Source organism: Pseudomonadota bacterium (assembly GCA_016711215.1).
Taxonomy (GTDB): Bacteria; Myxococcota_A; Polyangia.
The window spans coordinates 401452-425000 of the sequence record JADJTL010000001.1; the positions used below are offsets into that span (position 1 = coordinate 401452).

Below are 23549 nucleotides of genomic sequence, written 5' to 3' on the forward strand. Positions count from 1 at the left end.
ATTCTGCCGCCGCAGCGGGTCGCCGCACAATGCCTCGTTTGGCGGCCGATGCGGCTGGCCGACGCGGCGTGCTTCGGCTCGCCGCTGGGCGTTGACTGGGCGTCGGGGCGCTCGTTGACACCCGCGTGGCGGCGCTGGCAGAGTCGCGCCGTGCGCTGGCTGGCTCTAGATTGCGGCAGTCGCTCGATCGGGCTGGCGGTGGGGGACGACGCCAGCGGCGTTGCCGTGCCACTGCGAACGATCGAGCGGCGGGGAGGCGCCCACGATGTGGAGCGCCTGCTGGCGGTCTGCGCCGAGGTCGAGGCCGAGGGGCTCGTCTTAGGGCTGCCGCTTGAGCTCTCAGGCGCGGAGGGGCCCGCGGCGCGGCGGGTGCGCCAGCTCGGGGAGCGCGTCGCCGCGCGCTTCGCCGGTGCGGTGTGCTACTGGGACGAGCGCTTCACCACCGTCGAGGCCGAGCGGCTCCTGATCACCGCGGAGGTGCGCCGCCAGCGGCGCCGCAAGGTGATCGACCATGTCGCAGCGGCGTTGATCCTCCAGGGGTTCCTCGGCGGCCGCGACGCGGCCGCCTCGCCACAGCCGAAGGATCCGGCCCGAAGCTCGACGCCGAGGTCGAGTTCATGAGCCGGCGCGCGCGGCGCCGTGCGCTCGTCGTGGTTCTGCTGACCCTGGCGGCCGGCGGCGCCGGGCTCTGGGGGCTCGCCCACTATGCGCTGGGTTTCGCCGATCGGCCCGCCGCGCTGCCTGGCCGCAGCGTCGAGGTCGTGGTGGTCCCCGGCGCGCGCTTGCTCGCCGTCAGCCGTCTGCTCGACGAGCGAGGCCTCGTGCGCAGCGCCCTCGCGTTTCGCCTCTACGCGAGCTACCGCGGCGTGACCGGCAGGATTCGCGCGGGCAAGTACCTTCTCAGCACCTCGCTGACCCCACGCGAGCTGCTGGCGCGTCTGGTCAAGGGCGTTCCAGCACCCACCGTAATGCTGACGATTCCCGAGGGCAGCAACCTGCTCGACGTTGCGCGCCATCTCTCGCGCGTGGGCGTGCTCGCCGAGCACGAGTTCCTCGCGGCTGCGCGCGATGCTCCTCTGATGCGACGGCTGGGGGTTCCCGGCGTCGGGGAGTCGGTCGAGGGCTTCCTCTTCCCCGATACCTACCGGCTGCGCACGCAATCCCGCGCGGAGGAGGTCGTGGGCGTGCTCGTGCGCCGCCACCAGCAGGTCTACCTCGCGCTGCAGCGCAAGCATGCCAAGCGGGTCTATTGGCTGCGCCGCCGGCTGGGGTGGGGACCGCGCGAGATCGTCACGCTGGCCTCGATCATCGAGAAGGAGACTGGCCAGGCCGGCGAGCGTCCGCTGATCGCTGCGGTGTTCTTCAACCGCCTGCTGACGCCGCGCCTCACCGCTGGCCTGCTCCAGACGGACCCGACGATTATCTATGGCTGCACCGTGCCGCTGCGCCGCTCGGCGGCCTGCCAGAGCTTCGCCGGCCGGCTGCGACGGCTTCAGCTCGACGATCGCGAAAACGCCTACAATACCTACACGCGTGCCGGGTTGCCTCCCGGGCCGATCAGCAACCCAGGCCGGGCCGCGCTCGAAGCGGTGCTCCAGCCGGCCCGCTCGCGGGCCGTCTACTTCGTTTCCCGCAACGACGGGACCCACGTCTTCTCCGCCACGCGGGCCGAGCACGAGCGGGCGGTCGAGCGCTACCAGCGCGGCGGCAAGGGCGCCCTCGGCGCGACCTCGGGCCTCTAGTGCCGCCAGCGCCGGTCTCCGATCAGGCAGACGCCGTGCTCCTTGCCGCCGCCTTGCGCAAGCACTACTTCGCCTCGGCGGGACTGCCGGAGCTGCTGCGCGGTCGCTGGCGCGGCCGTCGCATCGCGGCCTTGCAGGGGGTCGACCTCGAGGTCCATCGCGGTGAGATCGTCGGTCTGCTCGGACCCAATGGCGCCGGCAAGTCGACCCTGCTCAAGCTCGCGGCCGGCTTGTTGCTGCCGGACGAGGGCGTCCTCGAGCTGCTCGGGCGGCCCGTGGCGCGTCTCGGCGCTGCGCTGCGTCGCCAGGTCAGCTACGTCAGCGCGGATGAGCGCAGCTTCTCCTGGCGCATCAGTGGCCAGCAAAACCTCGAGTTCTTCGCCGTCTTGCACGGTCTGCGCGGAGCGGCCGCACGGACGCGCGTGCGCTCGGCGCTGGCCCGGGTGGAGCTCGAGGGCGATGCCGATCGCGCCGTGCGCGAATATTCGAGCGGCACCCGGCAGCGCCTCGCCTTCGCGCGCGCCCTGCTGGGCGATCCCGAGCTCTTCCTCTTCGACGAGCCGACGCGCGGGGTGGATCCGCGGCGCGCCAGCGAGTTGCGGCGCTTCGTGCGAGAGCGGCTGCTGCAGGGGCGGACCGCGGTGGTGGCCACGCACGATCTGACGGAGGTACGGGAGCTCTGTACCCGCGTCGTGATGATCGAGCAGGGTAGGATCGTAGGCGGTGGCGCGCCCGAGGAAGCGCCGCGGCTCTTGGGGGTGGGGAGCGGCGCGGGAGGGGTGGATCCATGAGCGGCAGCTCGCCGGTGGCGCGCGCGGGCGCGTGTACGCTGGGGCCGGTGGCCTGGGCGTTCATCCGTCGCGGCTGGCAGGAGGCTGTGTCCTATCGTTCGGCCTTCGTGCTGCGCCTGATCGGTCTCGCGACCACCTTGGCGGCGATGGTGTTCTTCTCCCGCTTCGTCGACGCTCAGGGGGTCGCGCTGCCGCCGCGCTACGGCCAAGGATACCTCGGCTTCGGGTTGGTCGGGTTGGTGCTGCTCAATCTCCAGCACGCGCTCGTGGCGGCCTACCCGACGACGATTCGCGCGGCGCAGCTTGCCGGCACCCTCGAGGCGATGCTGGCCACGCCGACCCCGAGCTGGGTCGTGCTGGTCTGCGCGCCCCTCTATGGGATTCTGGCGGCCTTCGGCGGCGCCGTCGCCACGCTCGGGGTCGGCGCCCTGCTGCTCGGGACGGGTCCCACCCGCGAGGGTTGGCCGTTGTTGGCCGTGGGGCTGATCGTGGCGCCGATGGCCTTCGCCGCGATCGGGTTCTTCGCCGCCACGTTGACGATGCTGCTGCGTCGCAGCGATCCGCTCAGTCTCTTTGTCGGCGGCGCCTCGGCGCTGGCCGGCGGCGTGTCGACGGGCGGGGCGCGCTGAGCGCGCTCTTGCGGCTCGCCCTCACCGCCGCGGTCGCCGCGCCGCTCGGGCTGGCGAGTTTTGTCTGGGCCGTGCGGCGGGCCCGTCGCGAGGGAAGCCTGAGCCACTACTGAGGCAGGCCGTGCCGACACAGGCGGCCAATCAGGCAGACGTCCCGCTCTTCCGATGAGATTCCGCTTCATTGCTGCGCCGAATCTTGCGTGATACCCTACGTCAATGATCTGATCAGTGCCGCGCACCAGCGCAGAAGCAGTCGCCCGATCCAAGAAGGGGGCAGCGATCTCATGAGCAACACCGTTGGCGGCATCGGCGCGCTGGTGCAGAAGATCGCCAGCCTTCAAGACTACAAACATTACGCCGACCTGCACTGGGAGGGATCCTTCGAGGACTACCTCGAGATCGTGCGCAAGAACCCGCAGGTGGTGCGCAACGCCTTCCAGCGCCTCTACGACATGATCCTCTCCCACGGCCGCGAGGAGTATCTCGACTCCAAGAAGAAGCTGGTGCGCTTTCCCTTTTTTCGCGACGAGCGCAACGGCGGCAAGGACGCGATCTTTGGTCTCGACATCCCGCTGATGAAGTTGACCAATATCTTTCGCAGCGCGGCCTTAGGCTATGGCCCGGAGCGGCGGGTGCTCCTGCTGCATGGGCCGGTCGGCAGCAGCAAATCAACGATCGCGCGCTTGCTCAAGAAGGGCATCGAGGAGTACTCGAAGTCACCCGAGGGTGCGCTCTACACCTTCTTTTGGAAGGACCTTGGCGAAGGGAGCGGCCTGTCGCTCTACAAGGAAGACGTTCATCCCTGCCCGATGCATGAGGATCCGCTCAAGCTGATCCCTCCAGACTGGCGGGCCGAGGCCTTCCGCGCGCTCGGACTCGAGGGCCAGGGGCGCTCGACCTTGCGCGTGCACGGCGACCTCGATCCCCAGTGCCGCTTCATCTTTCGCCGGTTGATGGAGCACTACAACGGCGACTTCGCGAAGGTCGTGGGGCATGTGCGCGTGCGGCGCCTGGTGCTCTCCGAGCAGGACCGCGTCGGCATCGGAACCTTCCAGCCGAAGGACGAGAAGAACCAGGACTCGACCGAGCTGACGGGCGACATCAACTACCGCAAGATCGCCGAGTTCGGCTCCGACTCCGACCCGCGGGCCTTCAACTTCGACGGTGAGTTCAACATCGCCAATCGCGGTCTGATCGAGTTCATCGAGATCCTCAAGCTCGACGTCGCCTTCCTCTACGATCTGCTCGGCGCCACGCAGGAGCGAATGGTCAAGCCCAAGAAGTTCGCGCAGACCGACATCGACGAGGTGATCATCGGGCACACCAACGAGGCCGAGTTCAAGAAGCTGCTCAACAACGAGTTCATGGAGGCCTTCCGCGACCGCACGATCAAGGTCGACATCCCCTACATCACGCGGATGAGCGAAGAGGTGCGCATCTACCAGCGCGACTACAACGACCAGACGATTCCCGACACGCACATCGCGCCGCACACGCTCGAGATGGCCGCGATGTGGGCGGCCCTGACCCGTGTCGAGGAGCCCAAGAAGCACAACCTCACGCTGCTGCAGAAGCTCAAGCTCTACGACGGCAAGACGCTGCCCGGCTTCACGCAGGACAACATCAAGGAGCTGCGCAAGGAGGCCAAGCGCGAGGGCATGGATGGCATCTCACCGCGCTATGTGCAGGATAAGCTGTCGAACGCCCTGGTCAGCGAGAAGAACCATGGCTGCATCAGCCCCTTCCTCGTGCTCAACGAGCTCGAGAGCGGGCTGCGCTCTCACAGCCTGATCAACAGCGAGGATCAGCGCAAGCGCTACCGCGAGCTGATCGGCGTCGTGCGGCAGGAGTACGAGGATCTGGTGAAGAATGACGTGCAGCGCGCTATCTCCGCCGACGAGGACGCGATCGGCAAGCTGTGCGGCAACTACATCGACAACGTCAAGGCCTACACTCAGAAGGAGAAGGTCAAGAATCGCTACACCGGTCAAGACGAAGAGCCTGATGAGCGGCTGATGCGATCGATCGAGGAGAAGATCGACATCCCCGATAGTCGGAAGGACGACTTCCGGCGCGAGGTGATGAACTACATCGGCGCGCTCGCCATCGAGGGGCGGAAGTTCGACTACCGGACGAACGAACGCCTGCACAAGGCGCTGGAGCTCAAGCTCTTCGAGGATCAGAAGGATTCGATCAAGCTGACCTCGCTGGTCTCCGCGGTCGTCGACAAGGACACGCAGGAGAAGATCGACGTCGTCAAGGGGCGGCTGCTGCGCAACTACCACTACTGCGAGATCTGCGCCTCGGATGCGCTGAGCTTCGTGGCCTCGATCTTTGCCCGCGGTGATACCAAGTCGCCACGCTGAACGCGCCTCGGCGCTGGCCGGAGTGATTCGTGACGCAGAAGATCGACCAGGACCACAGCCGCTTCCGGAAGATCGTCCGCGGTCGGATCAAGCAGAATCTGCGCAAATACATCAGTCAGGGCGAGCTGATCGGGCGCCAGGGCCAGCAATCGGTGACGATTCCGCTGCCGCAGATCAACACGCCGCGCTTCCGGCTCGGGGCCAAGCAACAGGGCGGCGTGGGTCAGGGGCAAGGTAACGTCGGCGACGGCCTCGCTCCCGGCGAGGGTGAGGGCGGCGCTGGCGCGGCCGGTGGGCAGCCCGGCGAGCACCTGATCGAGGTCGAGGTCAGCCTCGAGGAGCTGGCGAGCATCCTCGGCGAAGAGCTCGAGCTGCCGCGCATCGAGCCGCGAGGACGCGAACACATCGTCGCCGAGCGCTATCGCTACACCTCGGTGCGACGGACAGGGCCCAACTCCCTGCGGCACTTCAAGCGCACCTTCAAGCAGGCCCTGCGGCGGCAGCTGGCGATGGGCACCTACGACCTCGAGCGACCTTTGATCGTGCCGGTGCGCGACGACGTGCGCTATCGCTCGTGGCGCCGCGATCCGCTGCCCGAGACCAACGCCGTGATCATCTATATGATGGATGTCTCAGGTTCGATGGGGGACGAGCAGAAGGAGATCGTGCGAATCGAGTCGTTCTGGATCGACACTTGGCTGCGGGCGCAGTATCGCGGCCTCGAGTCGCGCTACCTGATTCACGATGCCACGGCCAAGGAGGTCGACCGGGACACGTTCTTCCGTACGCGCGAGAGCGGCGGCACGATGATCTCGAGCGCCTACAAGCTCTGCGCGCAGATCATCGGGGAGGACTACAGTCCGAGCGAGTGGAACATCTACCCTTTTCACTTCTCGGACGGCGACAACTGGTCGGTCGACGATACGGCGCTCTGCATGCGACTGCTCAGCGAGCAGATCGTCCCCGCCGTCAACGTCTTTTGCTATGGGCAGGTCGAGAGCCCCTACGGCAGCGGGCAGTTCCTCAAGGATCTGCGCCAGCGCTTCGACTTCGAGCGTGACGGCGTAATCGCTTCGGAGATCGCCAACCGAGAGGCGATCGTCGATTCGATCCGGACCTTCCTCGGCAAGGGGCACTAGCGTGGCAGCGCTGCCCTCCAACCTCCAGCAGATGCAGCACGAGGTCGAGCAGGTCGCGCGCGAGTGCGGTCTTAAGCTCTTCGATCAGGTCTTCGAGTTGTTGGACTACCAGACCATGAGCGAGGTGGCGGCCTACGGTGGCTTTCCCACGCGCTATCCGCATTGGCGCTACGGCATGGAATACGAGCGACTCTCCAAGAGCCACGCCTACGGCCTGTCGACGATCTACGAGCTCGTGATCAACAACGACCCCTGCTACGCCTACCTGCTGGAGGGCAACAGCTACGTCGAGCAGAAGCTGGTGATGGCTCATGTCTGCGGCCACAATGACTTCTTCCGCAATAACTATTACTTCTCGCGCACCAACCGGAAGATGATCGACGAGATGGCGAACCACGCCACCCGCGTGCGCCGACTGATGGAGCGCCTCGGTGTCGATCGCGTCGAGTCCTTCATCGACGTCTGCCTCTCCGTCGACAACCTGATCGATCCGATGTCGCTCTACATCGAGCGCGCGCGGCACGGCCCCAGCGATGGGGACGGAGCGCGCGGCGAAGCCAGGGCGACGGCCCTGCGCCTGCCGGTGAAGGCCTCTTACATGGAGCGCTACATCAATCCGCCCGAGCTCTTCGCGGCGGCAGCCGAGCAGGCGGCGGCCGAAGAGCGCAGCGAGGCCGAGCGGGCGCCACGGCTTCCGGCGCGGCCGGACCGCGACGTCTTGCAGTTCTTGGTCGAGCACGCGCCGCTCGAGAGCTGGCAGAGCGACGTGCTGGAGATGGTGCGCGAGGAGGCCTACTACTTCGCGCCGCAGGCGATGACCAAGATCATGAACGAGGGCTGGGCCAGCTACTGGCACTCGCGGATCATGACGGAGCGCATCCTTACCGACGCCGAGGTGATCGACTACGCAGAGATCAACGCCGGCGTGCTGGCGGGCGGATTCCCCTTCAATCCCTATAAGCTCGGCGTGGAGCTGCTGCGGCATATCGAGGAACGCTGGAACATGGGCCGCTTCGGCAAGGAGTGGGAGGAGTGTGATGACCTCGCCGAGAAGAAGCGCTGGGATCGACAGCTCGGGCAGGGGCGGCAGCGGATCTTCGAGGTGCGGGCGCTCTACAACGACGTGATGTTCATCGACGAGTTCTTCACCGAGGATTTCTGCCGCGAGCAGCTCTTCTATGCCTTCGGTTGGAATGAGCGCAGCTCGCAGTGGGAGCTGCAGTCGCGGCAGTTCCAGCAGATCAAGGCCAAGCTCTTGGCGATGTTGACCCATCAGGGGCAGCCGTTGATCGAGGTCGAGGATGGGAACTTCGAGAACCGCGGCGAGCTGCTGCTGCGACACCGCCACGAGGGCGTCGATCTCCGCCTCGACTGGGCGCGAGACACGCTCGGCAATCTGAACCGCCTCTGGCGGCGGCCGGTCAACCTGGCGACGCGGCTCGAGGACCAGCCGAAGCTGCTGCGCTTCGACGGCCGCGAGCATAGCGAGCGCAGCTGGGACGGGCAGTGAGCGTCGTCAGCGATAGAAGCTGTCGAGCAGCGTCCGGTGCTTGTCCTCGACCAGCTTGCGCTTGATCTTCAAGCTCGGCGTCAGGTCGCCGTCCTCGACGGTGAAGTCCTGCGGTAGCACGGCGAACTTCTTGATCGTCTCGTAGCTGGCCAAGCGGCCGTTGAGCTGGTCGACCGCAGCCTGCACCAGCGCGCGGGTCTCGGGCAGCGCGGTCAGCTCCGCGTAGCTGCCAGCGAGTCCGCGCTCCTTGGCCCACTGGGCCAGGGCTTCGGCGTCGAGCGTGATCAAAGCCGAGCAGAAGTTACGCCGGTCGCCGTGAACCAGGATCTGGCTCAGGTGCGGGCAGAGGGCCTTCAGCTTGCCCTCGATCGCCTGCGGCGCGATGTACTTGCCGCCCGAGGTCTTGATCAGGTCCTTTTTGCGATCGGTGATCCGCAGGAAGCCGTCGGCGTCCAGCGTGCCGATGTCGCCCGTGTGCAGCCAGCCGTCGGCGCTCAGCGCCTCAGCGCTTTGCTCCGGGAGGTTGTGGTAACCGCGCATCACCCCGCGGCCCCGCAAGAGGATCTCGCCGTCGGCGTCGGCGATTTGCACCTCGGTCGCGCCGATCGTCTGCCCGACCGTGCCGAACTTGTAGGCGCTGGGCCGGTTGACGAAGGTGGCCGCGCTCGACTCGGTCAAGCCGTAGCCCTCGAGGATGAGGATCCCGGCGCCATGGAAGAACTCCGCGATCTCGACCGGCAGCGGGGCGGCACCGGAGATGAAGAAGCGCAGGCGTCCGCCGAAGCGCTGGCGGAGCTTGGCGAAGACCAGGCGGTCGGCCAGGCGGTGCTGCGCCGCGAGGGCGAGCCCCAGGGGCTGATCGCGTTGGCGGCGGCGAGAGACCTCGCGGCCGATACCCTCGGCCCAGTGGAAAATGCTGCGCTTGATGCCGCCGGCCTCGGCGATGTTGGTCAGCACCTTGCTGTAGACCTTCTCGAAGATGCGTGGTGAGGCGGCCATGAAGGTCGGGCGGACGACGGCCAGGTTCTCGATCAGCTTAGGCACACGGCCGTCGACCGTGGTCGGGAAGCCGACGTGCAGCTGCGCCAGCTCGAGGACCTTGCCGAGCACATGCGATAGCGGCAGCCAGAGGTATTGGTGATCCTCGGGGCCGAGCAGGCCCAACCCGGCGATGCCCGCGCCCTCGAAGAGCCAGCAGTCGTGCGTCAACTCGACCCCTTTGGGTCGCCCCGTCGTGCCCGAGGTGTAGATCAAGGTTGCGAGCCGCTGGGGCGTAATCGCGCCGATCAGCGCTTCATATTGTCCCGGATGCTCGCTGTCGAAGCGACGTCCGAGCTCCTCCAGTGCCGCGAGGTCCATCACCCAATCGCCGTGCTCGCCGCATGGTTCGAAGGTGATAACGCGCGTGACGTGCGCGAGCTGGGGGCGCTGCTCGATGAGCTTGGCGACCTGGGACTCGTCCTCGGCGAAGACCACGCGACTGGTGGAGTCGCCGATGATGAAGGCACAGTCGATCGCGGTGTTCGACGGATAGATCGTGGTCGTGGCGCCCCCCGCGCAGAGAATGCCGAGATCGGCGAGGATCCACTCGATCCGTGTCGATGACTGGATGGCGCAGCGCTCCTCGGGCTGCAGCCCCAGCGCCTGCAGCCCGCAGGCGATGCGGCGCACGCGCTCGGCTGTCTGACGCCAGGTCAGCGTCGCCCAGCTCTCATCAGCGCGGGGAAAGCGATAAGCCAGGTCGTCAGGGGTGGTCGCGCAGCGCTGGAGAAAAAGCGCTGAAATCGAGGCGAAGAACGGGTCGTTCACCGGTTCCGCTCCCTGTCTAGGCGGGCGCCCAATGCGTCGGTTCTCGGGGGCTAATCGCGTCATCATAGCGCACGATGGGGCCGTGCGAGCAGGACTCCGCGGGCCACCGATAACTTTGTCCGGCCCCCACAGCGGGCTAGCCTGCCGCAGGAGGCGCGTTGCCGATGCGCAGCTCGAGGTCGTTGCCCTATCTGGCTCTGCTGCTCGTCGCCCTCGGTTCCGTGCCGAGCGCGCAGGCCAGCGCCGCCGCACCCCTTCGGCTCGGGCCGATGGTGGTGACCTCCAGCGCGTTGGGCGCGACGACGCTGCGCGTCCCCTGTAGCGCGACGCCTGCCTTCGCGATCTTCAAGCTCGAGGCGCCGCGTCGACTGGTGGTTGACGTCGCCAATGCCCAGCTCGCCGGTGCGCAACGCTGGACGGATGTCGGTAGCTGGGCGGTGTCACATGTGGCCGCGTCTGCGGTGGATCGCGGTCAGAGCTGGACAGGCGTGCGGCTGACGATCGGGCTGCGTCGGGAGGCGGCCACCCGCGTCCAGTTGGAGGGGCTCGACCTGCTCGTGCAGGTCCAGGCGCTCGAGCCTCCTCCCGCAGCGGAGGCAGGGGGCCGAGTAGCTGGGCCTGAGCCGGGTGTCGTCGCGCAGCAGCCGGCCGACACAACCTCCGACCAGACGCGTCCCGCCCGGCGCACCTCGGGCGCTGCCCTGCGGGGCGGGTCCGCGCCGCCCCAGGCCTCAGAGGACCGGGAGGCGCACCGTGCAAACACGGCGGTGGCTGCGCTGGAGAGCACCCGCGCGGAGGCCGAGGTCCTGCGCCAGCGCCTGGCCCTCGCCGAGGCGACGGCGGCCGAGATGGGCCAGGCCGTCGAGCAGCAGCGGGCGCTGAAGGCGACGGCCCTCGCGGCCCAGCAGACCACCGAGCGGCAGCGCGCGCAGCTCGAGCAGTTGGGCCGCGCCGGCGCGGAGGCCGCGCAGGCACGCCAACGAGCGGAGCAGCGCGCGGCGCAGCTCGACGAACGCTTGGCCGAGGCGCTGGCGGCCGTCGAGGCGTTGCGCAACGACGCCGCCGGCCAGCGCAGGCGTGAGACGCGCGGAACCGCGCGTCTGCGCGAGGACCAGCAGCGCGCGCGGGCCGAGCTCGAGGGACTGCGCCGCGAAGCGACAGCCGCGCGGGTGGAGAGCGTGCGCCTGCGCGCCGAGGCAGCGCGCCTGGTTGAGCTGGAACGGAAGAACGCTTCGCTCGCGTCGGAGGTGGGCGGCACGCGGGCCGAGTTGCAACAGGCGCGACAAGACGCGGCGCTGGCGCGGCGTCTTGTCGCGCAAACGCAGGCAGCCCAGGGCGCGGCGGTGGAGCGGGCCGCACGCGAGGTCCGTGCAGAGGAGGCGCAGCGGGTGCGCGCGTTGGCCGAGCGCCTGGCAGGCGTGGAGGGCGAGGCTGAGCGCGCACGGGGCGAGGCGGCGGCGGCGCGAGCGCGCATGGCCGAACAGCAGACCGCGATCGCGCAGGCGGCGCGCGAGGCCGAGACGCTGCGTGGAGCGCTAGCGCAGGCCCAGCGCGAACAGGCGGCCGGTCGACGTCTCGTTGCCGAGGCCGGGACCCTTCGGCGGCGTGCTGAGGATGCCGCCCAACGGGCCGCAGAGGTCGCCGCGGTGGCGGAGGGGGCTCGACTGCAGGCGCTGCAGCAGGCCAAGCAGGCGGCGAGTGCGTCGCGCCAGGCAGAAAGCGCGGCTGCCGGTGGAGCTGCGGCCCTGGCCGCGCGAGAGCACCGCACGGCGGGGGAGCTCGCCGCGGTAGCACGTCGTGCCGATCAGGACGCGGCCCGTGCCCAGCGCGAAGCCGAGCGGGCGCGTAGCGAAGAGGCGACCTCGACGCAGGCGCTGCGCGCGCAATTGGCAGCGCAGCTCGCGCGGGCCAAGGCGATGGAGCAGGCGGCGCAGCTCGCGCGCGAGCAAGTCGAGCGGGCGGGTGACGAGGCCGAGCGCGCCCGGGCAGATGCTGAACGCCAGCGTTTGAGCGCGCACCGCGCGCTGAGCGAGCTGGAGCAGGCACGCCGCAGCGAGCAACAGAGCCGCGGCGCGGCGCGGCGCGCCGAGCAGGATCGCGCGGTCGCGCGCGCCGAGCTGGTCGCCGCACGCCTGGCGTTGACCGAGGCGCGCCGCGTTCAGGGCGAGGCGGAGCAGGGCTTGGCCACTGCCCACGCCGAGCAGCAACAGGCGCTCGTGCGCCAGAAAGAGGCGAGCCAGCTTCGCGCCGAGGCCCAGCGGCTGGTGGACCGCGAGGCGAGGGCGCTCCCCGGCGGCGGCTCGCCGCTCGTGTCCGCATCAGCGCTTACCGCCGGCGTGAGGCCGGCTGCCCAAGCGGCGCCCCTGACGTCCGCGCCGGCTGAGCCAGGGCGGGTGAGCGCTGCGGCAGCGCCACGTACCCTTCCGGTGGTCCGGGTCCTGCCGCCGCCGGCGACGCCGCGTGCGCAGCTCCGCTTCGACCGAGTGCGCGGCGCGGAGCAGGTGTGGGTGCCCTTGGGTCGCCAGAACGTCTATCGCCTCGATAGCGACTGGGCGAAGAGCGTGGTGCTGCTCAGCGGCGCCGAGGGAGCAGGCCTGCCTGCCGAGGCGCGCCTCGTCAACGGGGAGGTGGTCTCGGCGATCACGACGGTCCCGCTGCGCGCGAGCGTCGTGCGCGTCGTGATCGAGCTGTCGCGTCCCGCCACGCCAACGGCGACCGTCGTCGACCAGGGCGGGGAGCGCTACCTGCGGATCAGCTTTCCGCTCTGAGTCGCTCCCGCGATCGCGGAGGCGCGCGTGGCCGTGGATCCCCGGTGACCGCCACGCTATGATGCCGCACCATCGACGCAAGCCCTTCCGCGGAGACCCGTGGACAGGAGACCCGTGTAGATCAGGGATGGAGGCGTCGCAGGTCGGGCACTACGATGGCGAAGAACAGCGAATCTCTGCTCCAGGAACTCGAGTTTCGGATGGTCGTGACGACGGCCATTCTCAGCACGCTCGATCTCGACTACGTGCTCTACGTGATCCTCTCGGGCATCACGTCGCGTGATGGCCTCGGCTTCAACCGCGCGTTTCTCCTGCTCGACGACGATGAGGGACGGACGCTGAAGGTGCGCCTCGCGGTGGGGCCGCGCACTGGGGAGGACGCCGAGCGCATCTGGACGGAGATCGAGCGGGAGGAGGTCAATTTTCCTGATCTGCTGCCGCGCTTCGAGGCCTTCTTGCAGGACACGGCCAGTCAGGCCCTGACCAGCGAGATGTCGAGCTTCAGCGTTCCGCGCAATCGGCTGGAGGCCCTGGCGGCGACCGCCCTGCAGGCCGATGAGGAGGGTGAAGCGCAGCTGGTCGGCGTGCTGGCGCGCTGCATGCTGAATGGCACCCCGTGGTGCAGCAACGCCCTGACGCTGCTGCACGAGGTCGGTGGCAGCGCTGGCCGAATCATTGAGCTGCGCCACGTGGCGGTCGTGCCACTGATGGTCGAAGAGCGCCTGATCGGGGCGATCTTCGCCGACAATCTCTTCACCGGACACAGCGTAGCGACCGAGGAGCTGCGCAGCCTCCATGCGCTCGGCAACCTCGCTGCGCTGGCGATCGACCGCGCTCGTCTTCATCAGCGCACCGCGGCGATGGCCGAGGTCGACGGCCTTACGGGGGTCTACAATCGGCGCTACTACGGCGCGGCGGTGGAGCGGGCGCTGGAGAGCGCGTCCCGCAGCGGCGAATGCGTGTCGATCGTGCTCTTCGACCTCGACCACTTCAAGCGCTGCAATGATCAGCACGGCCACCTGGTGGGCGACGAGGTGCTCAAGGACGTGGCGCGCATCCTGACCGGTGGCGTGCGCGGTTCAGACGTCGTTGCCCGCTACGGCGGCGAGGAGTTCGTCGTGCTGCTGCGCAGCACCGGGCAGGATGCCGCCGTGCAGGTGGCGGAGAAGCTGCGTGACAAGGTCAAAGAGAGCCCTCTGGCCGGCGATGTGGTGAAGGGGGTGACGCTGAGCGCTGGTGTTGCCACCACGGCAGGGGGCGAAAGCGCGCACGCATTCTTCGATCGCGCGGATCGGGCCCTCTATCGCGCGAAGCTCGCGGGGCGCGACCAGGTGGTGCTGGCAAGGGAGGCCGGAGAGCCCGAAGTCAAAGCCTGATCGTCGGCGCAACCGAGGGCGGGTCGTGGGTGCCCGACCGGCGACGGAATCGTCCGGCGACGGAATCGTCCGGCGAAAGGCTAGTGGGCCGCGGGGATAGGGGCGGTGGCGGCGAGGTCCTGATCGGGGACGTCAGCGGTTTCGTCGTCAGCCGTCTCGTCATCAGCGGTCTCGTCGTCAGCCGTCTCGTCGTCAGCCGTCTCGTCGTCAGCCGTCTCGTCGTCAGCCGTCTCGTCGTCAGCCGTCTCGTCGTCAGCCGTCTCGTCGTCAGCCGTCTCGTCGTCAGCCGTCTCGTCGTCAGCGGTCTCGTCGTCATCGTCACGGCTAGAGGCCGCACGATCATCACGCTCGAGGCTGCCAGCGCTGGGCGGAACGACGATCCGGGCGCCCGGCTTCGGCGCGACCAGCATGTTCATTCGCCGGCCTTCCATCACGGGGAACTGCTCGACGACGGCGCAGTCTCCGAGCTCGGCGAGCACCTTCTGCAGCACCAGCTGACCCATCTCTGGGTGAACGATTTCCCGCCCGCGGAACTGAATGACGAGACGGGCCTTGTTCCCTTCGGCCAGGAAGCGCAGGACGGAGCGGATCTTGACCGCGAGGTCGTGCTTATCCGTCTTCGGTCGCAGCTTCATTTCCTTGATCTGGACCACCGTCTGCTTCTTCTTGCTCTCGCGCTTCTTCTTGGCCTCTTCGTACTTGAAGCGACCGTAGTCAATGATCTTGCACAAACCGGCGGCTCGGCCTTCGGGTTGATCTCGACGAGGTCGAGACCCTTCTCCTCGGCGATGCGGCAGGCAATGTGCGTCGGCATGACGCCAAGCTGGCGGGCATCCTCTCCGATCACGCGCACATCGCGCGCTAGGATCTTCCGGTTGACGCGGTGAGCGTCCTGTACCAGGGGACGACGGCCCCTGATCTTCGACGGGGGTAGCGGTGGTATGAGAGCACCTCCTGTGCGGCGGTAGCTGGGCCGCACCAATGATTACAAGCGAAAGCAGTCCAACCTCGCAGAGCGCCGCGCCAAGATCAAGCCCCGGATCGCGGACGGTGCGCAGCATGGTGCCAGTGTTCTGCGGGCCGTCAAGTCCCCTCCGGCGCGCATCCCCTGCGCCTGGGGCAGAGCCGTCGGGGGCCGGCCCCTGGCGCCGCGCTCCGCCACGGACGATTGACCACTTCCGCAGGGCGCTTCTATCATGGCGCGGTGGGCTGCATCCATCCATCGCCCGGGCGCCTCGCGCGCCTCGCGCGCCTCGCGATCCTCCTCGCGGGGTCGTGCTGCCAGCTCGCCTGCGGTGATTCCGCGCTCGCTGGTCTCGCCGGCCAATGGGCTGGCAGCTTTTTCTGCCCCAATCAAAGCAGCGAGGTGCTGATCACGATCGAGGCGATCGACGCCCATGCCGTGGGCGGGACGGCCGTGGTGCGTACGCGCGACGTCGACCAGAGGCTCAGGGTGACGGGCAGCCAGCGCCAGGAGGTCCGCAGGCTCGCCTGCCTCGACGACCGCTGCAGCTCGGCCACGGACTGTCTGGAGCGGGGCGCTGGGCGCTGCAACGCGGCGGGGCTCTGCGACGCCTGTGTCGAAGAGCGCGAGGTGACGCTCGTGACGCTGACGCTGAGCGACCAGAATGTCGCCTTGGCCGACCCACAGCTCGATTTCGTGCGGTTGGGTAGCCAGACGCTCGACGGCACGCTGTTGTGGTTTTGCTCCGGCGTTCGCGATGGCGCTGGTACTGTGGCGCTGCGCAAGCGCTGAGGGTCGCGCGGACTGCGGTCGAGGCAGGCCCGACCCGCGGCGCCGGCGCTGCAGTCGGGGCTCGTGTCCGCGATCGGGTGCGGCCTGATCGAGCGGGGGTGTTGGATGGCGGAGCGCGATCAAGCCGAGGCGATCGCCCTGATGCAAGAGGTGCTCGGCGAGGAGTACCTGCAGCTCGAGGTCGAGAGCGTCGTGGTCGAGGAGAACGTGCGTGAGCGCAGCACCTCCGTGAGCTGCGAGGTGCTCTCGACGGCGGCCGCGGGTCGCAGCGTGATCGCCGGACGAGGCGTGGGCCTGATCGACGCGCTCTTCGCCGGGGTCGTCGCGCGCTTCGCCAAGGAGTATCCCTCGCTGCAGACGATTCGCTTCGACTCGTTCTCCATCCACGGCCATCTCGAGACGAAGCAGGGCTTTGCAGGTACTGACGCCAAGGCGGAGACCACGCTCCAGGTCGTCAACTCGGAACAGCGCTCGTTCACCTTTAGCGCGTCCTCGCGCAGTGTGACTGCCTCGGCGATCTTGGCGACCTTGGCGGCGCTTGCGTATTTCATCAACAGCGAGCGGGCGTTCACGACCTTGTTTCATGCGCTCAAGGACGCCCAGCAGCGCAACCGCGCCGACTTGGTGCAGCGCTACACGAGCGCGATGGCGCGCCTGGTGCAAAACACCTCCTACTCGCAGGTCCTCCGCAAACTCCGAGAGGAGCTCGGTTAGTCGAGCCCGCCGGTCGAGCCGCCGGCGGCGGTCGGCGGCTCGACCGGCGGCGCGCGCGGCGGGCTCAGTCTTGCGGATGACGATCAGGGGCGCCGGCGGCCGTCAATTCTGCGGGCGGAGGGTTCCGAGCATCGCCGGGCTCACACCTACCGCCGCGAGCGCCTGCTCCCAGCGCTGCTCCAGCGGCGTTTCGAAGACCAGCAAAGCCTCGGCGCGGGCGGGGATCCACGAACCTTGCGAAAGCTCCTGCTCCAACTGACCGGGTCCCCAGCCAGCATGGCCCAGAAAGAGCTGGAACTGCTGCGGGCCGGCGCCAGCGGCGATGGCGCGCAGCAGCTCCTGGCTGGGACAGAGGCGCAGGTCGTCGGTCACCGGAAGCTCGTCGTCGCGCAGGCTCGTTCCCGGCGCGGCGCGGTAGAGCAGGACACCGCTTTCGATGGCCACCGGCCCACCGATCAGCACGGTCTGGGTCGGATCCGCGTCGTCGGCGCACTCGAAGCCCATCTGCAGCATGAGCTCGAGCGTCGTCAGGGGCGCCGCTCGATTGATTACCAGGCCCATTGCGCCCTCGTCGTTATGGAGGCACATCAGCACCACAGCACGCTCGAAGTTCGGGTCTTGGAGCGCCGGCGCCGCGACCAAGAGACCTCCGGCAACTGACGCCGAATTCCAGCTCATCGGCCCCCCATACCGCATGCCACGCGTCGAGCGCAAGCCACCGCGCCGCGCCGCGCTGCTGCTGTCGTCAACGAACGAGCCCTTCGCCCCTGCCGCTCGACCTACTCTTGCTCTTGCTGCTCGGGCTGGCTGGGGAGGGGGCGGGCGCGACGCAGCTTCGGCTGGGCCGCAGGTCGCGCGTGCGCTGGTTCCGCCTCGGGCTCCGTCTGCCCGAGCTGCCGTGCCGCCAGCACCTCACCGAGGTGGTGGATGACCTCGTGTCGCGAGCCGCCGCGTGCGCTCTCGCGGCGCAGCACCGCCCGCGAGCCACGGTCGCCCTGCGCGAGGCTCGTCTCGGCAAGACAGTGCAGCGCTGCGTGAAACAAGAGCGTGCTTTCCTGATCGCTGCAGGCTGAGGCGCGGTGCGCCGAGAGCACGCGCAACACCTGTTCAGCCGGATCGAGCGCCAGCCATTGGTGCGGCGGCAAGGGGCACTCGGGGTCGTAGGACCAGCGCCCGTCGAGCGCGGGGCTGGCTTCGAGCGTGCCAGAGGCGAGCTCCGGAAGCGCGGAGGGTCGGCCGTCGGCGTGCTGCGGAGGGGCCTTGCCGGCGCGCTTGGCGACGCGGGCGCGGGCGTCGGTCAGTGGCACGTCCTCGAGGGCGAGCACCTCGAGGCGATGAACCCACTCGTCGGCGAAGTCGAAGAGGTAGCCGAATACCTGTCCGACGCGCAGCGCCAAGCTATCGAGCGCGATCAGCTCGGTCTCGCTCACCGAGGACGCTGCGTTGTCGGCGCTCGGGTCACGCTGCCAGCCGGTGAAGCGCTGGGAACCCGGCTCGTAGGGCGCGCCGAACAAGAACTCATAGGGGCCGTCGTCCTGCCAGGCGAACGCGCCGCGTAGGAGCGCGTGCAAGCTGTGCAGGCTGGCGTCGAGAGGGAGGCAGAGCTGCCGCCGCACGGGCTCGAGCATCCGCACCGGTCCGCCGACGAGCTCCGCGTCCAGCCGCACGACCCGCGCGGTCTCGCGGGCGCAGCGGCCGCCCACGCGCGAGCGCGCGGCGAAGAGCGAGACGACCCGCCCGCTGCGCAGCGCGGCGCTGAGGTCCCAGCGCGTGCCGCGCCAGCCCGTGACCTCGCCCTCGTCGGCGCAGGCGGGGCAGATCCAGCGCACGCGGTCCGCCTGCGGCGGGCGTTCAACCTCGAGCCGCCCGCGGCAGGGGCGGCCGTGTGGCCGGCAGCGGCAAGGGACCGTCGAACCGAGGCGTTCGTCGGCAGGGAGCAAGTTGCCGATGGCGACGATGCGGCTGGCAAAGTGGAGCAGGCGCTGCTCCGCCGTGGATCGTTTACCTTCGCCGCAAAGCGTCGAGATATCGATGCGCGGGCGTTTCCCTTGCACGAGACGAAACCCCCCCTTCAGCGACAGTGGGCAGCGACAGTGGGCAGCGACAGCTGGCAGCGACAGTGGGCGACCACCCGAAGCTGGCCGACGTCGCTGCGTTCCCTCGCCGACCACCCGGGGAGATGACCTTACCACGCCCAGGCGGCGATGCTCCCCGCGGACCCAGCGCTACCACGCACCCGGTCGTCAGACGCGGATCCGCTGCAGGTGCTCTCCGACGACCGCGAGTAACTCAGTGACATCGATCGGCTTCGGGACGAGTCGAGCGATCCCCAGGTGCTGCAGCACTCGGCGACTATCGACGTCGAGATGCGCGGTCAGCACGATCAAGGGAATGCTCGCGGTCCGCTCGTCGCCGCGCAGGGCCGCAGCGAGCTCGACGCCGTTGAGGTTCGGCATGTTGAGATCCACCAGCGCGAGGTCGGGCCGCGACTGGCGCGCAAGGTTCAGCGCCGCGAGCCCGTCGTCCGCGGTGAGGACGGTTACGCCAGGAAAGCCGACCTGGAGGGCGGTCGAATAGATCGCCCTCATCTCCGGATCGTCCTCGGCAACGAGCACGCGCACGGGCGCGGAGCGCGGCCTCGCGCTGGCCTCGTGTTGGCGGGCGCCGTCGAGCGCCTGCATGAACTCATGGCAGCTCACGAAGCGATCGGCGGGCGCCTTGCTCATGGCGCGCGCCACCACGTCCGCCATCGTCCGCGGGATATCGGAGCGGATCTCGGTGACCGACGGTGGCTTTCCGCGCAGATGAAGCTGGAGGATCTCGCCCACGGTGGGTGCGTCGAAGGGCGGCTCGCCGGTCAGCATTTCATAGGTCGAGACGCTGAGCGCGTAGAGATCCGCGAGGTGGAGCTGATGCTCCGGCACGGCATCACGGCGAATGAGCTCGGGCGCGAGGTAGAGTGGCGTTCCGGCCAAGTCGCGCACGTCATTCGGTTGGGCGACCGTCTCGACCAGGCCGAAGTCGGCGATGGCCACGCGGAAGCTCGGCCCGATCAGCATGTTGGGGGGCTTGATATCGCGGTGGACGATGCCGCGGTCGTGAACCGCCTGCAATCCACGGCAGGCCTGGCGCAGGATGCCCAGGACGACATCCAAATAGAGCTGCTCCTCGCGCTGGTTTGCCGCTTCGATCAGGCTCCCCACCGTATAGCCGGGGACGTACTCCATCGCGAAGTAGGGGTGCCCGCGATAATCACCGGAGGCGAAGATCTGCACCACGTTTTCGGCGCGGACGCTGGCCATCGCCACCGCCTCGCGGCGAAAGCGCTGGGCGACGCGTGCGTCCGCCGAGTAGCGCGGTGATAGCACCTTGATCGCGACGGGACGCTCGAGGCGGATGTCCTCGCCGAGGTAGACCAGCCCCATCGATCCGCGCCCGAGCAGGCGACGGACGTGGTAGGTGTCGTCGAGGGTGATGCCGAGGGGAATCGGCCCCGCTTCGGACTTAAACGCGTCGCCCTGGTTCATGGTCCGCCGGATGTTCCCACAGTCCGAGGCTCCGCAACAGCCGGAGAAACCAAAGGGGCGATGCGGGCCAGCGGCCGGCTGGAGGCGGAGGGCCGCGGTCGGCCGCTTTGGCGCTCTCGAGCGCGGCGCGCGCGCCGATTGAACCAGGGTGCAGCCGGCTGGGCCGCGAGGTCCGATTTCCTGTTGGAAGAGGCGAGGGCGTGCCGTGGAGCTGATCGAGTGTGTGCCGAACTTCAGCGAAGGGCGTCGGGGCGAGGTGATCGCTCGGATCGCCGCTCGCCTGGGCGAGGTCCCTGGGGCACACCTGCTCGATGTCGACGCCGGGGTCGCCGTCAATCGGACGGTAATGACGATCGTGGGGAGCCCTGACGCCGTGGCCGAGGCGGCGTTTCGCGCGGTCGCGGAGGCGGCGCGTCGAATCGACATGCGCGCGCAGCGGGGCGAGCATCCCCGGATCGGTGCCACAGACGTGTGCCCCTTCGTGCCGCTGGCCGGCGTTACCCTCGCTGACTGTGCCGCTGTCGCGACCCGCTTCGCCGCCCGCGTCGGGACAGAGCTCGGCATCCCTTGCTACCTCTACGGCGCTGCGGCGCGGACGCCCGAGCGCCGGGAACTCGCCGCGCTGCGACGGGGCGGGTACGAGGCGCTCGCGCGGCGAATGGTCGATCTGCGCTGGAAGCCCGACTTTGGTCTCGTCGCGACGGCCGCTCGTTGTGGCGCCACCGCGGTGGGCGCGCGGGAGCCGCTGATCGCGTTCAACGTCAATCTGGCGACGCGCGATGTCAGCATCGCGCGCTCAATCGCGCGCGAGGTCCGCGAGGGGCGAGGCGCGCCGCCAAGCGGGCTGCCGGGCTGTCGCGCGCTCGGCTGGTTCATTGCCGAGTACGACTGCTGCCAGGTCACCGTCAATGTCCTGCGCTATCGCGAAACGGGGCTCGATCGAATTCTTCGGCGCGTCGACGAGCTGGCGCGGGCTCAGGGCGTCCGCGTCAGCGGCAGTGAGGTCATTGGGTTGCTACCCAAGGCCGCGCTGCTCGAGCCGGGACGGCGCGCCCTTGGCCGGGACGGCGGCGATGGCGGGCGCAGCGAGGCCGCCGCAGACGAGGGTGCGCTGCTGCGGGCTGCCGTCGAGGCCTTGGGGCTCGACGCGCTGCGCCCGTTCACCGCGACGCTCAAGGTTCTGGAGTACCGCCTGGCCGCAGTGCTCGGCCCGGCCATGCCGCGGCTCGAAATTTAGCACCCACGCGCCGCCGCGAGCAGCGGCCCGCCGCCTCGCTGGCCTTTCTTGGCCTCGCGCGTCGTGGTAGACGGTCCCCACTGCTGAGCGGTGTGAATCGATGTCGCTTCCCTGCCTCCGAGAAATCGTCCCCGTCGAGGGCTTCTTCGGGCTGCCGATTCGCCCCTTTGGCCTGCTGGTCAGCACCGGGGTGATGATCGGCTACTCGTTGGCCAGGCGTCGCGCGCGGGCGACCGGCCTCGACGAGGACGTCTGCGCCAACGCCATGGTCTGGTCCGTCGTCGCCGGCTTCATCGGCGCGCATTGGGTCTCGGTGATCTTCTATTTCCCGGAAGACCTGCGGCGCGACCCCTGGGTGCTCCTCAAGTTCTGGAAGCAGCTCTCCTCGTTCGGTGGCTTCGTCGGCGGCGCACTGGGCGCCTGGCTCTACTTCCGCCGTCAGCGGCAGTCGCTGCTCAAGTATGCCGATGCCATCATCTTCGGCCTCGTGCCCGGCTGGTTCTTTGGCCGTCTCGGCTGCACCGTCGTGCATGATCATCCCGGGGCGGAGACGAGCTTCGCGCTCGGTGTACGTTGCGGGACGGGCGGCGCTGTGGTCCACGATCTCGGGCTCTACGAGGCCCTCTTCACGGTCGTGCTCGTCGGCGTGCTCTATGGACTGAGGCGCCTCCGTCCCTTCCACGGCTTTCCGATCGCGCTCATGCTCGCGCTCTATGCCCCCGTACGCTTCCTGCTCGATCGCCTTCGCATTGAGGATCGGACCTATTGGGGGCTGACCCCTGGGCAATTCTTCGCCGGCCTCGTGCTGCTGCTGGCGGCTGCCCTGGCGGCTCACGGTCTGCACCTGCGACGGCAGGGGGACTGGCCTGGGGCGCCCGCCTCTGAGCGCTCGCTGGGCGGGCGTGGCGCAGTGGCCGCGGCGCCCCAAGCCCGGCAGCCGGCCCGTCGTCGGCGCCGGCGCAAGTAGCGCGCCGCCAGCAGCCGAGGGCTTCACGCGGGCCTCTGCCCGCCGTGGAATGTGCGCCCGTCGGCGCCCTCTGGCATAGTGGGCGACGCTTTTTTTACCTCGGCTCTCTCGTCGGATTTGGCGCCGCGCTCGTCGCGGCTCCGACCGCGTTGGAGCCCGCTGCAAGGCGAGCGCGGGGCTATTGATCCCTGCGCGCTCGGCCGACGGAGGCAGGACCGATGCACGAGCACTTTGATCCCGCGAGCACCGAGCACCGATTGCGCAGGTTTGTGGTGGCGTCCTTGCTCTTGGGCGTGGTCGTGCTCGGGGTCGCCATCTTCGTCGGTCTGCGGCGTCGCGCCGCCACGGAGGCTCCCAGCGAGAACTCGAGTGCGCTGGCCTCGTGGTGTGAGCTGAGGCGCCAGTGGGCCCGTGATGACGGGACCTTGAGCGCCGATATCTTGCTCAAGAGCGTGCGGCCGGACCAGCGCGCCGAGCGTGAGCGCCTCGTCGGAGAGCGCAACGAGGTGGCTGAGCGCTACCGTCGGCAGCTCGTTCAGCTCCTCGGCAAGCTCGATGACCCGCGCGTCCTGCTCGTCGAACAAGCCCTGGTCAAGGAAGGAAAGGCGCGCGCCAATACGGCCGTGCGCATCGCCAACGTCGTCAGCGAGGTGGAGGCCGCCGCCGGCGACGGCGCGGCGGACGCCCAGCTGCGGGACCGCCTCGCTCAGCTACGCGCAGCGCAGACGACGGCAGCGGAGACGCTCAAGCAGCGTATCGTCAACGGTCGCCGCGCGGCCGACGCCGAGGTGACGCGCGCCCTCGCCGCAATTCCGGGCTGCCACTCGGTCTATCGAGGTCCAGTCACTGACGAAAACACGGGCGATAGCCCCTACGTCGCGTGGGACGAGCTGGAAATGCGCCGGGACCAGCTCGCGAGCAGCATCGCGGCCAAGGTGCATCGACTCGAGCCGGCCGAGCAGTTCACCAATCAAGTCCATCACGCGCTGGTGCGCCGCTATCGACCGATCCTCTCGAGCTGTTTCCAAAAGCAGCGGCGCAAAGCGCCCCGTACGCCGACGGAGATCGACCTTCACATCCGTCTGCAGTCCAACGGGACCGTCAAGACGCTCGGGCTTCAGGGAGCGGAGGTCCTTCGCGACTGCCTGCTCGAAACGGCCGGTCGCTGGCGCCTTCCAGCACCGGGGCGCGCAGGAGAATCAGTCGTCATCGCCATGG

The 23549-nt window shown here is 68.8% G+C and carries 18 protein-coding genes and 1 pseudogene (1 of these 19 running past the window's edge); 14 read left to right on the forward strand and 5 right to left on the reverse strand.

Annotated elements, in window-relative coordinates; genetic code table 11:
• Positions 1-48: 48 nt before the first annotated feature.
• The 7 genes from ruvX (at position 49) to IPL40_01645 (ending at position 8177) form a co-directional block, all read left to right on the forward strand.
• Positions 49-621 (forward strand): Holliday junction resolvase RuvX, encoded by a 573-nt coding sequence (gene ruvX, locus IPL40_01615; GenBank protein ID MBK8479868.1) that lies wholly within the window; start codon positions 49-51, stop codon positions 619-621.
• Positions 618-1742 carry an endolytic transglycosylase MltG gene (gene mltG, locus IPL40_01620; GenBank protein ID MBK8479869.1) on the forward strand — a complete coding sequence of 375 codons (1125 nt, stop codon included), beginning with the start codon at positions 618-620 and terminating at the stop codon, positions 1740-1742. The genes ruvX and mltG overlap by 4 nt, the downstream gene beginning before the upstream one ends.
• Positions 1742-2533, forward strand: coding sequence for an ABC transporter ATP-binding protein (locus tag IPL40_01625; protein ID MBK8479870.1), 792 nt, complete (start codon positions 1742-1744; stop codon positions 2531-2533). The genes mltG and IPL40_01625 overlap by 1 nt, the downstream gene beginning before the upstream one ends.
• Positions 2530-3162 carry a hypothetical protein gene (locus IPL40_01630; GenBank protein MBK8479871.1) on the forward strand — a complete coding sequence of 211 codons (633 nt, stop codon included), beginning with the start codon at positions 2530-2532 and terminating at the stop codon, positions 3160-3162. Before IPL40_01625 ends, IPL40_01630 begins: the two co-directional genes overlap by 4 nt.
• Before the next feature lie 284 nt (positions 3163-3446).
• On the forward strand, positions 3447-5528 hold the full coding sequence (locus IPL40_01635) for a serine protein kinase (GenBank protein ID MBK8479872.1): 2082 nt from the start codon (positions 3447-3449) through the stop codon (positions 5526-5528).
• 29 nt (positions 5529-5557) lie between these two features.
• Positions 5558-6667 (forward strand): DUF444 family protein, encoded by a 1110-nt coding sequence (locus tag IPL40_01640; GenBank protein ID MBK8479873.1) that lies wholly within the window; start codon positions 5558-5560, stop codon positions 6665-6667.
• A 31-nt stretch (positions 6668-6698) separates the two neighbouring features.
• A complete protein-coding gene (locus IPL40_01645; protein ID MBK8479874.1) occupies positions 6699-8177 on the forward strand; it encodes a SpoVR family protein in 1479 nt (492 codons plus the stop codon).
• Positions 8178-8183: 6 nt separating this feature from the next.
• Here IPL40_01645 and IPL40_01650 read toward each other — a convergent pair whose 3' ends face one another.
• Positions 8184-10049 carry a long-chain fatty acid--CoA ligase gene (locus tag IPL40_01650; protein ID MBK8479875.1) on the reverse strand — a complete coding sequence of 622 codons (1866 nt, stop codon included), beginning with the start codon at positions 10047-10049 and terminating at the stop codon, positions 8184-8186.
• A gap of 101 nt (positions 10050-10150) precedes the next feature.
• Between IPL40_01650 and IPL40_01655 the strand changes: the two genes are divergently transcribed.
• A complete protein-coding gene (locus tag IPL40_01655; protein MBK8479876.1) occupies positions 10151-12754 on the forward strand; it encodes a hypothetical protein in 2604 nt (867 codons plus the stop codon).
• A gap of 155 nt (positions 12755-12909) precedes the next feature.
• The gene (locus IPL40_01660) at positions 12910-14130 is read left to right on the forward strand and encodes a diguanylate cyclase (protein ID MBK8479877.1); all 1221 of its coding nucleotides are present in this window, start codon (positions 12910-12912) and stop codon (positions 14128-14130) included.
• Between the two features lie 80 nt (positions 14131-14210).
• Here IPL40_01660 and infC read toward each other — a convergent pair.
• Positions 14211-14944 (reverse strand): annotated as a pseudogene (gene infC / locus IPL40_01665) (translation initiation factor IF-3).
• A gap of 354 nt (positions 14945-15298) precedes the next feature.
• On the opposite strand from infC, the gene IPL40_01670 reads away from it, so the two are divergent.
• Together IPL40_01670 and IPL40_01675 are read left to right on the forward strand one after the other, a co-directional pair.
• On the forward strand, positions 15299-15886 hold the full coding sequence (locus IPL40_01670) for a hypothetical protein (protein ID MBK8479878.1): 588 nt from the start codon (positions 15299-15301) through the stop codon (positions 15884-15886).
• A 105-nt stretch (positions 15887-15991) separates the two neighbouring features.
• Entirely contained in the window at positions 15992-16600 is a 609-nt protein-coding gene (locus IPL40_01675; GenBank protein MBK8479879.1) for a hypothetical protein, read from the forward strand.
• Between the two features lie 102 nt (positions 16601-16702).
• Here the strand turns inward: IPL40_01675 and IPL40_01680 are convergent, their stop codons facing one another.
• The 3 genes from IPL40_01680 to IPL40_01690 all read right to left on the reverse strand — a co-directional run bounded on the left by IPL40_01680 (position 16703) and on the right by IPL40_01690 (position 20127).
• Positions 16703-17278 carry a YqgE/AlgH family protein gene (locus IPL40_01680; protein ID MBK8479880.1) on the reverse strand — a complete coding sequence of 192 codons (576 nt, stop codon included), beginning with the start codon at positions 17276-17278 and terminating at the stop codon, positions 16703-16705.
• Positions 17279-17379: 101 nt separating this feature from the next.
• Positions 17380-18654: a hypothetical protein gene (locus tag IPL40_01685; protein ID MBK8479881.1), complete on the reverse strand. Its 1275-nt coding sequence runs from the start codon at positions 18652-18654 to the stop codon at positions 17380-17382.
• Positions 18655-18843: 189 nt separating this feature from the next.
• Positions 18844-20127 carry a protein kinase gene (locus tag IPL40_01690; GenBank protein ID MBK8479882.1) on the reverse strand — a complete coding sequence of 428 codons (1284 nt, stop codon included), beginning with the start codon at positions 20125-20127 and terminating at the stop codon, positions 18844-18846.
• 205 nt (positions 20128-20332) lie between these two features.
• Here IPL40_01690 and ftcD point away from each other — a divergent pair, with 205 nt between their 5' ends.
• The 3 genes from ftcD to IPL40_01705 all read left to right on the forward strand — a co-directional run.
• Complete coding sequence (ftcD, locus tag IPL40_01695) at positions 20333-21364, forward strand: glutamate formimidoyltransferase (protein ID MBK8479883.1); 1032 nt, start codon at positions 20333-20335, stop codon at positions 21362-21364.
• 100 nt (positions 21365-21464) lie between these two features.
• Entirely contained in the window at positions 21465-22331 is an 867-nt protein-coding gene (locus IPL40_01700) for a prolipoprotein diacylglyceryl transferase (GenBank protein MBK8479884.1), read from the forward strand.
• A 218-nt stretch (positions 22332-22549) separates the two neighbouring features.
• Positions 22550-23549 carry the 5' portion of a hypothetical protein gene (locus tag IPL40_01705; GenBank protein MBK8479885.1) on the forward strand. 17 nt of this gene lie beyond the right edge of the window, so only the first 1000 of its 1017 coding nucleotides appear in the window; it begins with the start codon at positions 22550-22552; the stop codon falls past the right edge of the window.

What these genes read in the sequence shown, in the direction of transcription:
- IPL40_01650 (MBK8479875.1), bottom strand. Translation starts at nt 10,049, where the DNA reads ATGACGCGATTAGCCCCCGAGAACCGACGCATTGGGCGCCCGCCTAGA.
- mltG (MBK8479869.1), top strand. Translation starts at nt 618, where the DNA reads ATGAGCCGGCGCGCGCGGCGCCGTGCGCTCGTCGTGGTTCTGCTGACC.
- IPL40_01645 (MBK8479874.1), top strand. Translation starts at nt 6,699, where the DNA reads ATGCAGCACGAGGTCGAGCAGGTCGCGCGCGAGTGCGGTCTTAAGCTC.
- IPL40_01655 (MBK8479876.1), top strand. Translation starts at nt 10,151, where the DNA reads ATGCGCAGCTCGAGGTCGTTGCCCTATCTGGCTCTGCTGCTCGTCGCC.
- IPL40_01675 (MBK8479879.1), top strand. Translation starts at nt 15,992, where the DNA reads ATGGCGGAGCGCGATCAAGCCGAGGCGATCGCCCTGATGCAAGAGGTG.
- ruvX (MBK8479868.1), top strand. Translation starts at nt 49, where the DNA reads ATGCGGCTGGCCGACGCGGCGTGCTTCGGCTCGCCGCTGGGCGTTGAC.
- IPL40_01680 (MBK8479880.1), bottom strand. Translation starts at nt 17,278, where the DNA reads ATGAGCTGGAATTCGGCGTCAGTTGCCGGAGGTCTCTTGGTCGCGGCG.
- IPL40_01630 (MBK8479871.1), top strand. Translation starts at nt 2,530, where the DNA reads ATGAGCGGCAGCTCGCCGGTGGCGCGCGCGGGCGCGTGTACGCTGGGG.
- IPL40_01660 (MBK8479877.1), top strand. Translation starts at nt 12,910, where the DNA reads ATGGCGAAGAACAGCGAATCTCTGCTCCAGGAACTCGAGTTTCGGATG.
- IPL40_01690 (MBK8479882.1), bottom strand. Translation starts at nt 20,127, where the DNA reads ATGAACCAGGGCGACGCGTTTAAGTCCGAAGCGGGGCCGATTCCCCTC.
- IPL40_01635 (MBK8479872.1), top strand. Translation starts at nt 3,447, where the DNA reads ATGAGCAACACCGTTGGCGGCATCGGCGCGCTGGTGCAGAAGATCGCC.
- IPL40_01700 (MBK8479884.1), top strand. Translation starts at nt 21,465, where the DNA reads ATGTCGCTTCCCTGCCTCCGAGAAATCGTCCCCGTCGAGGGCTTCTTC.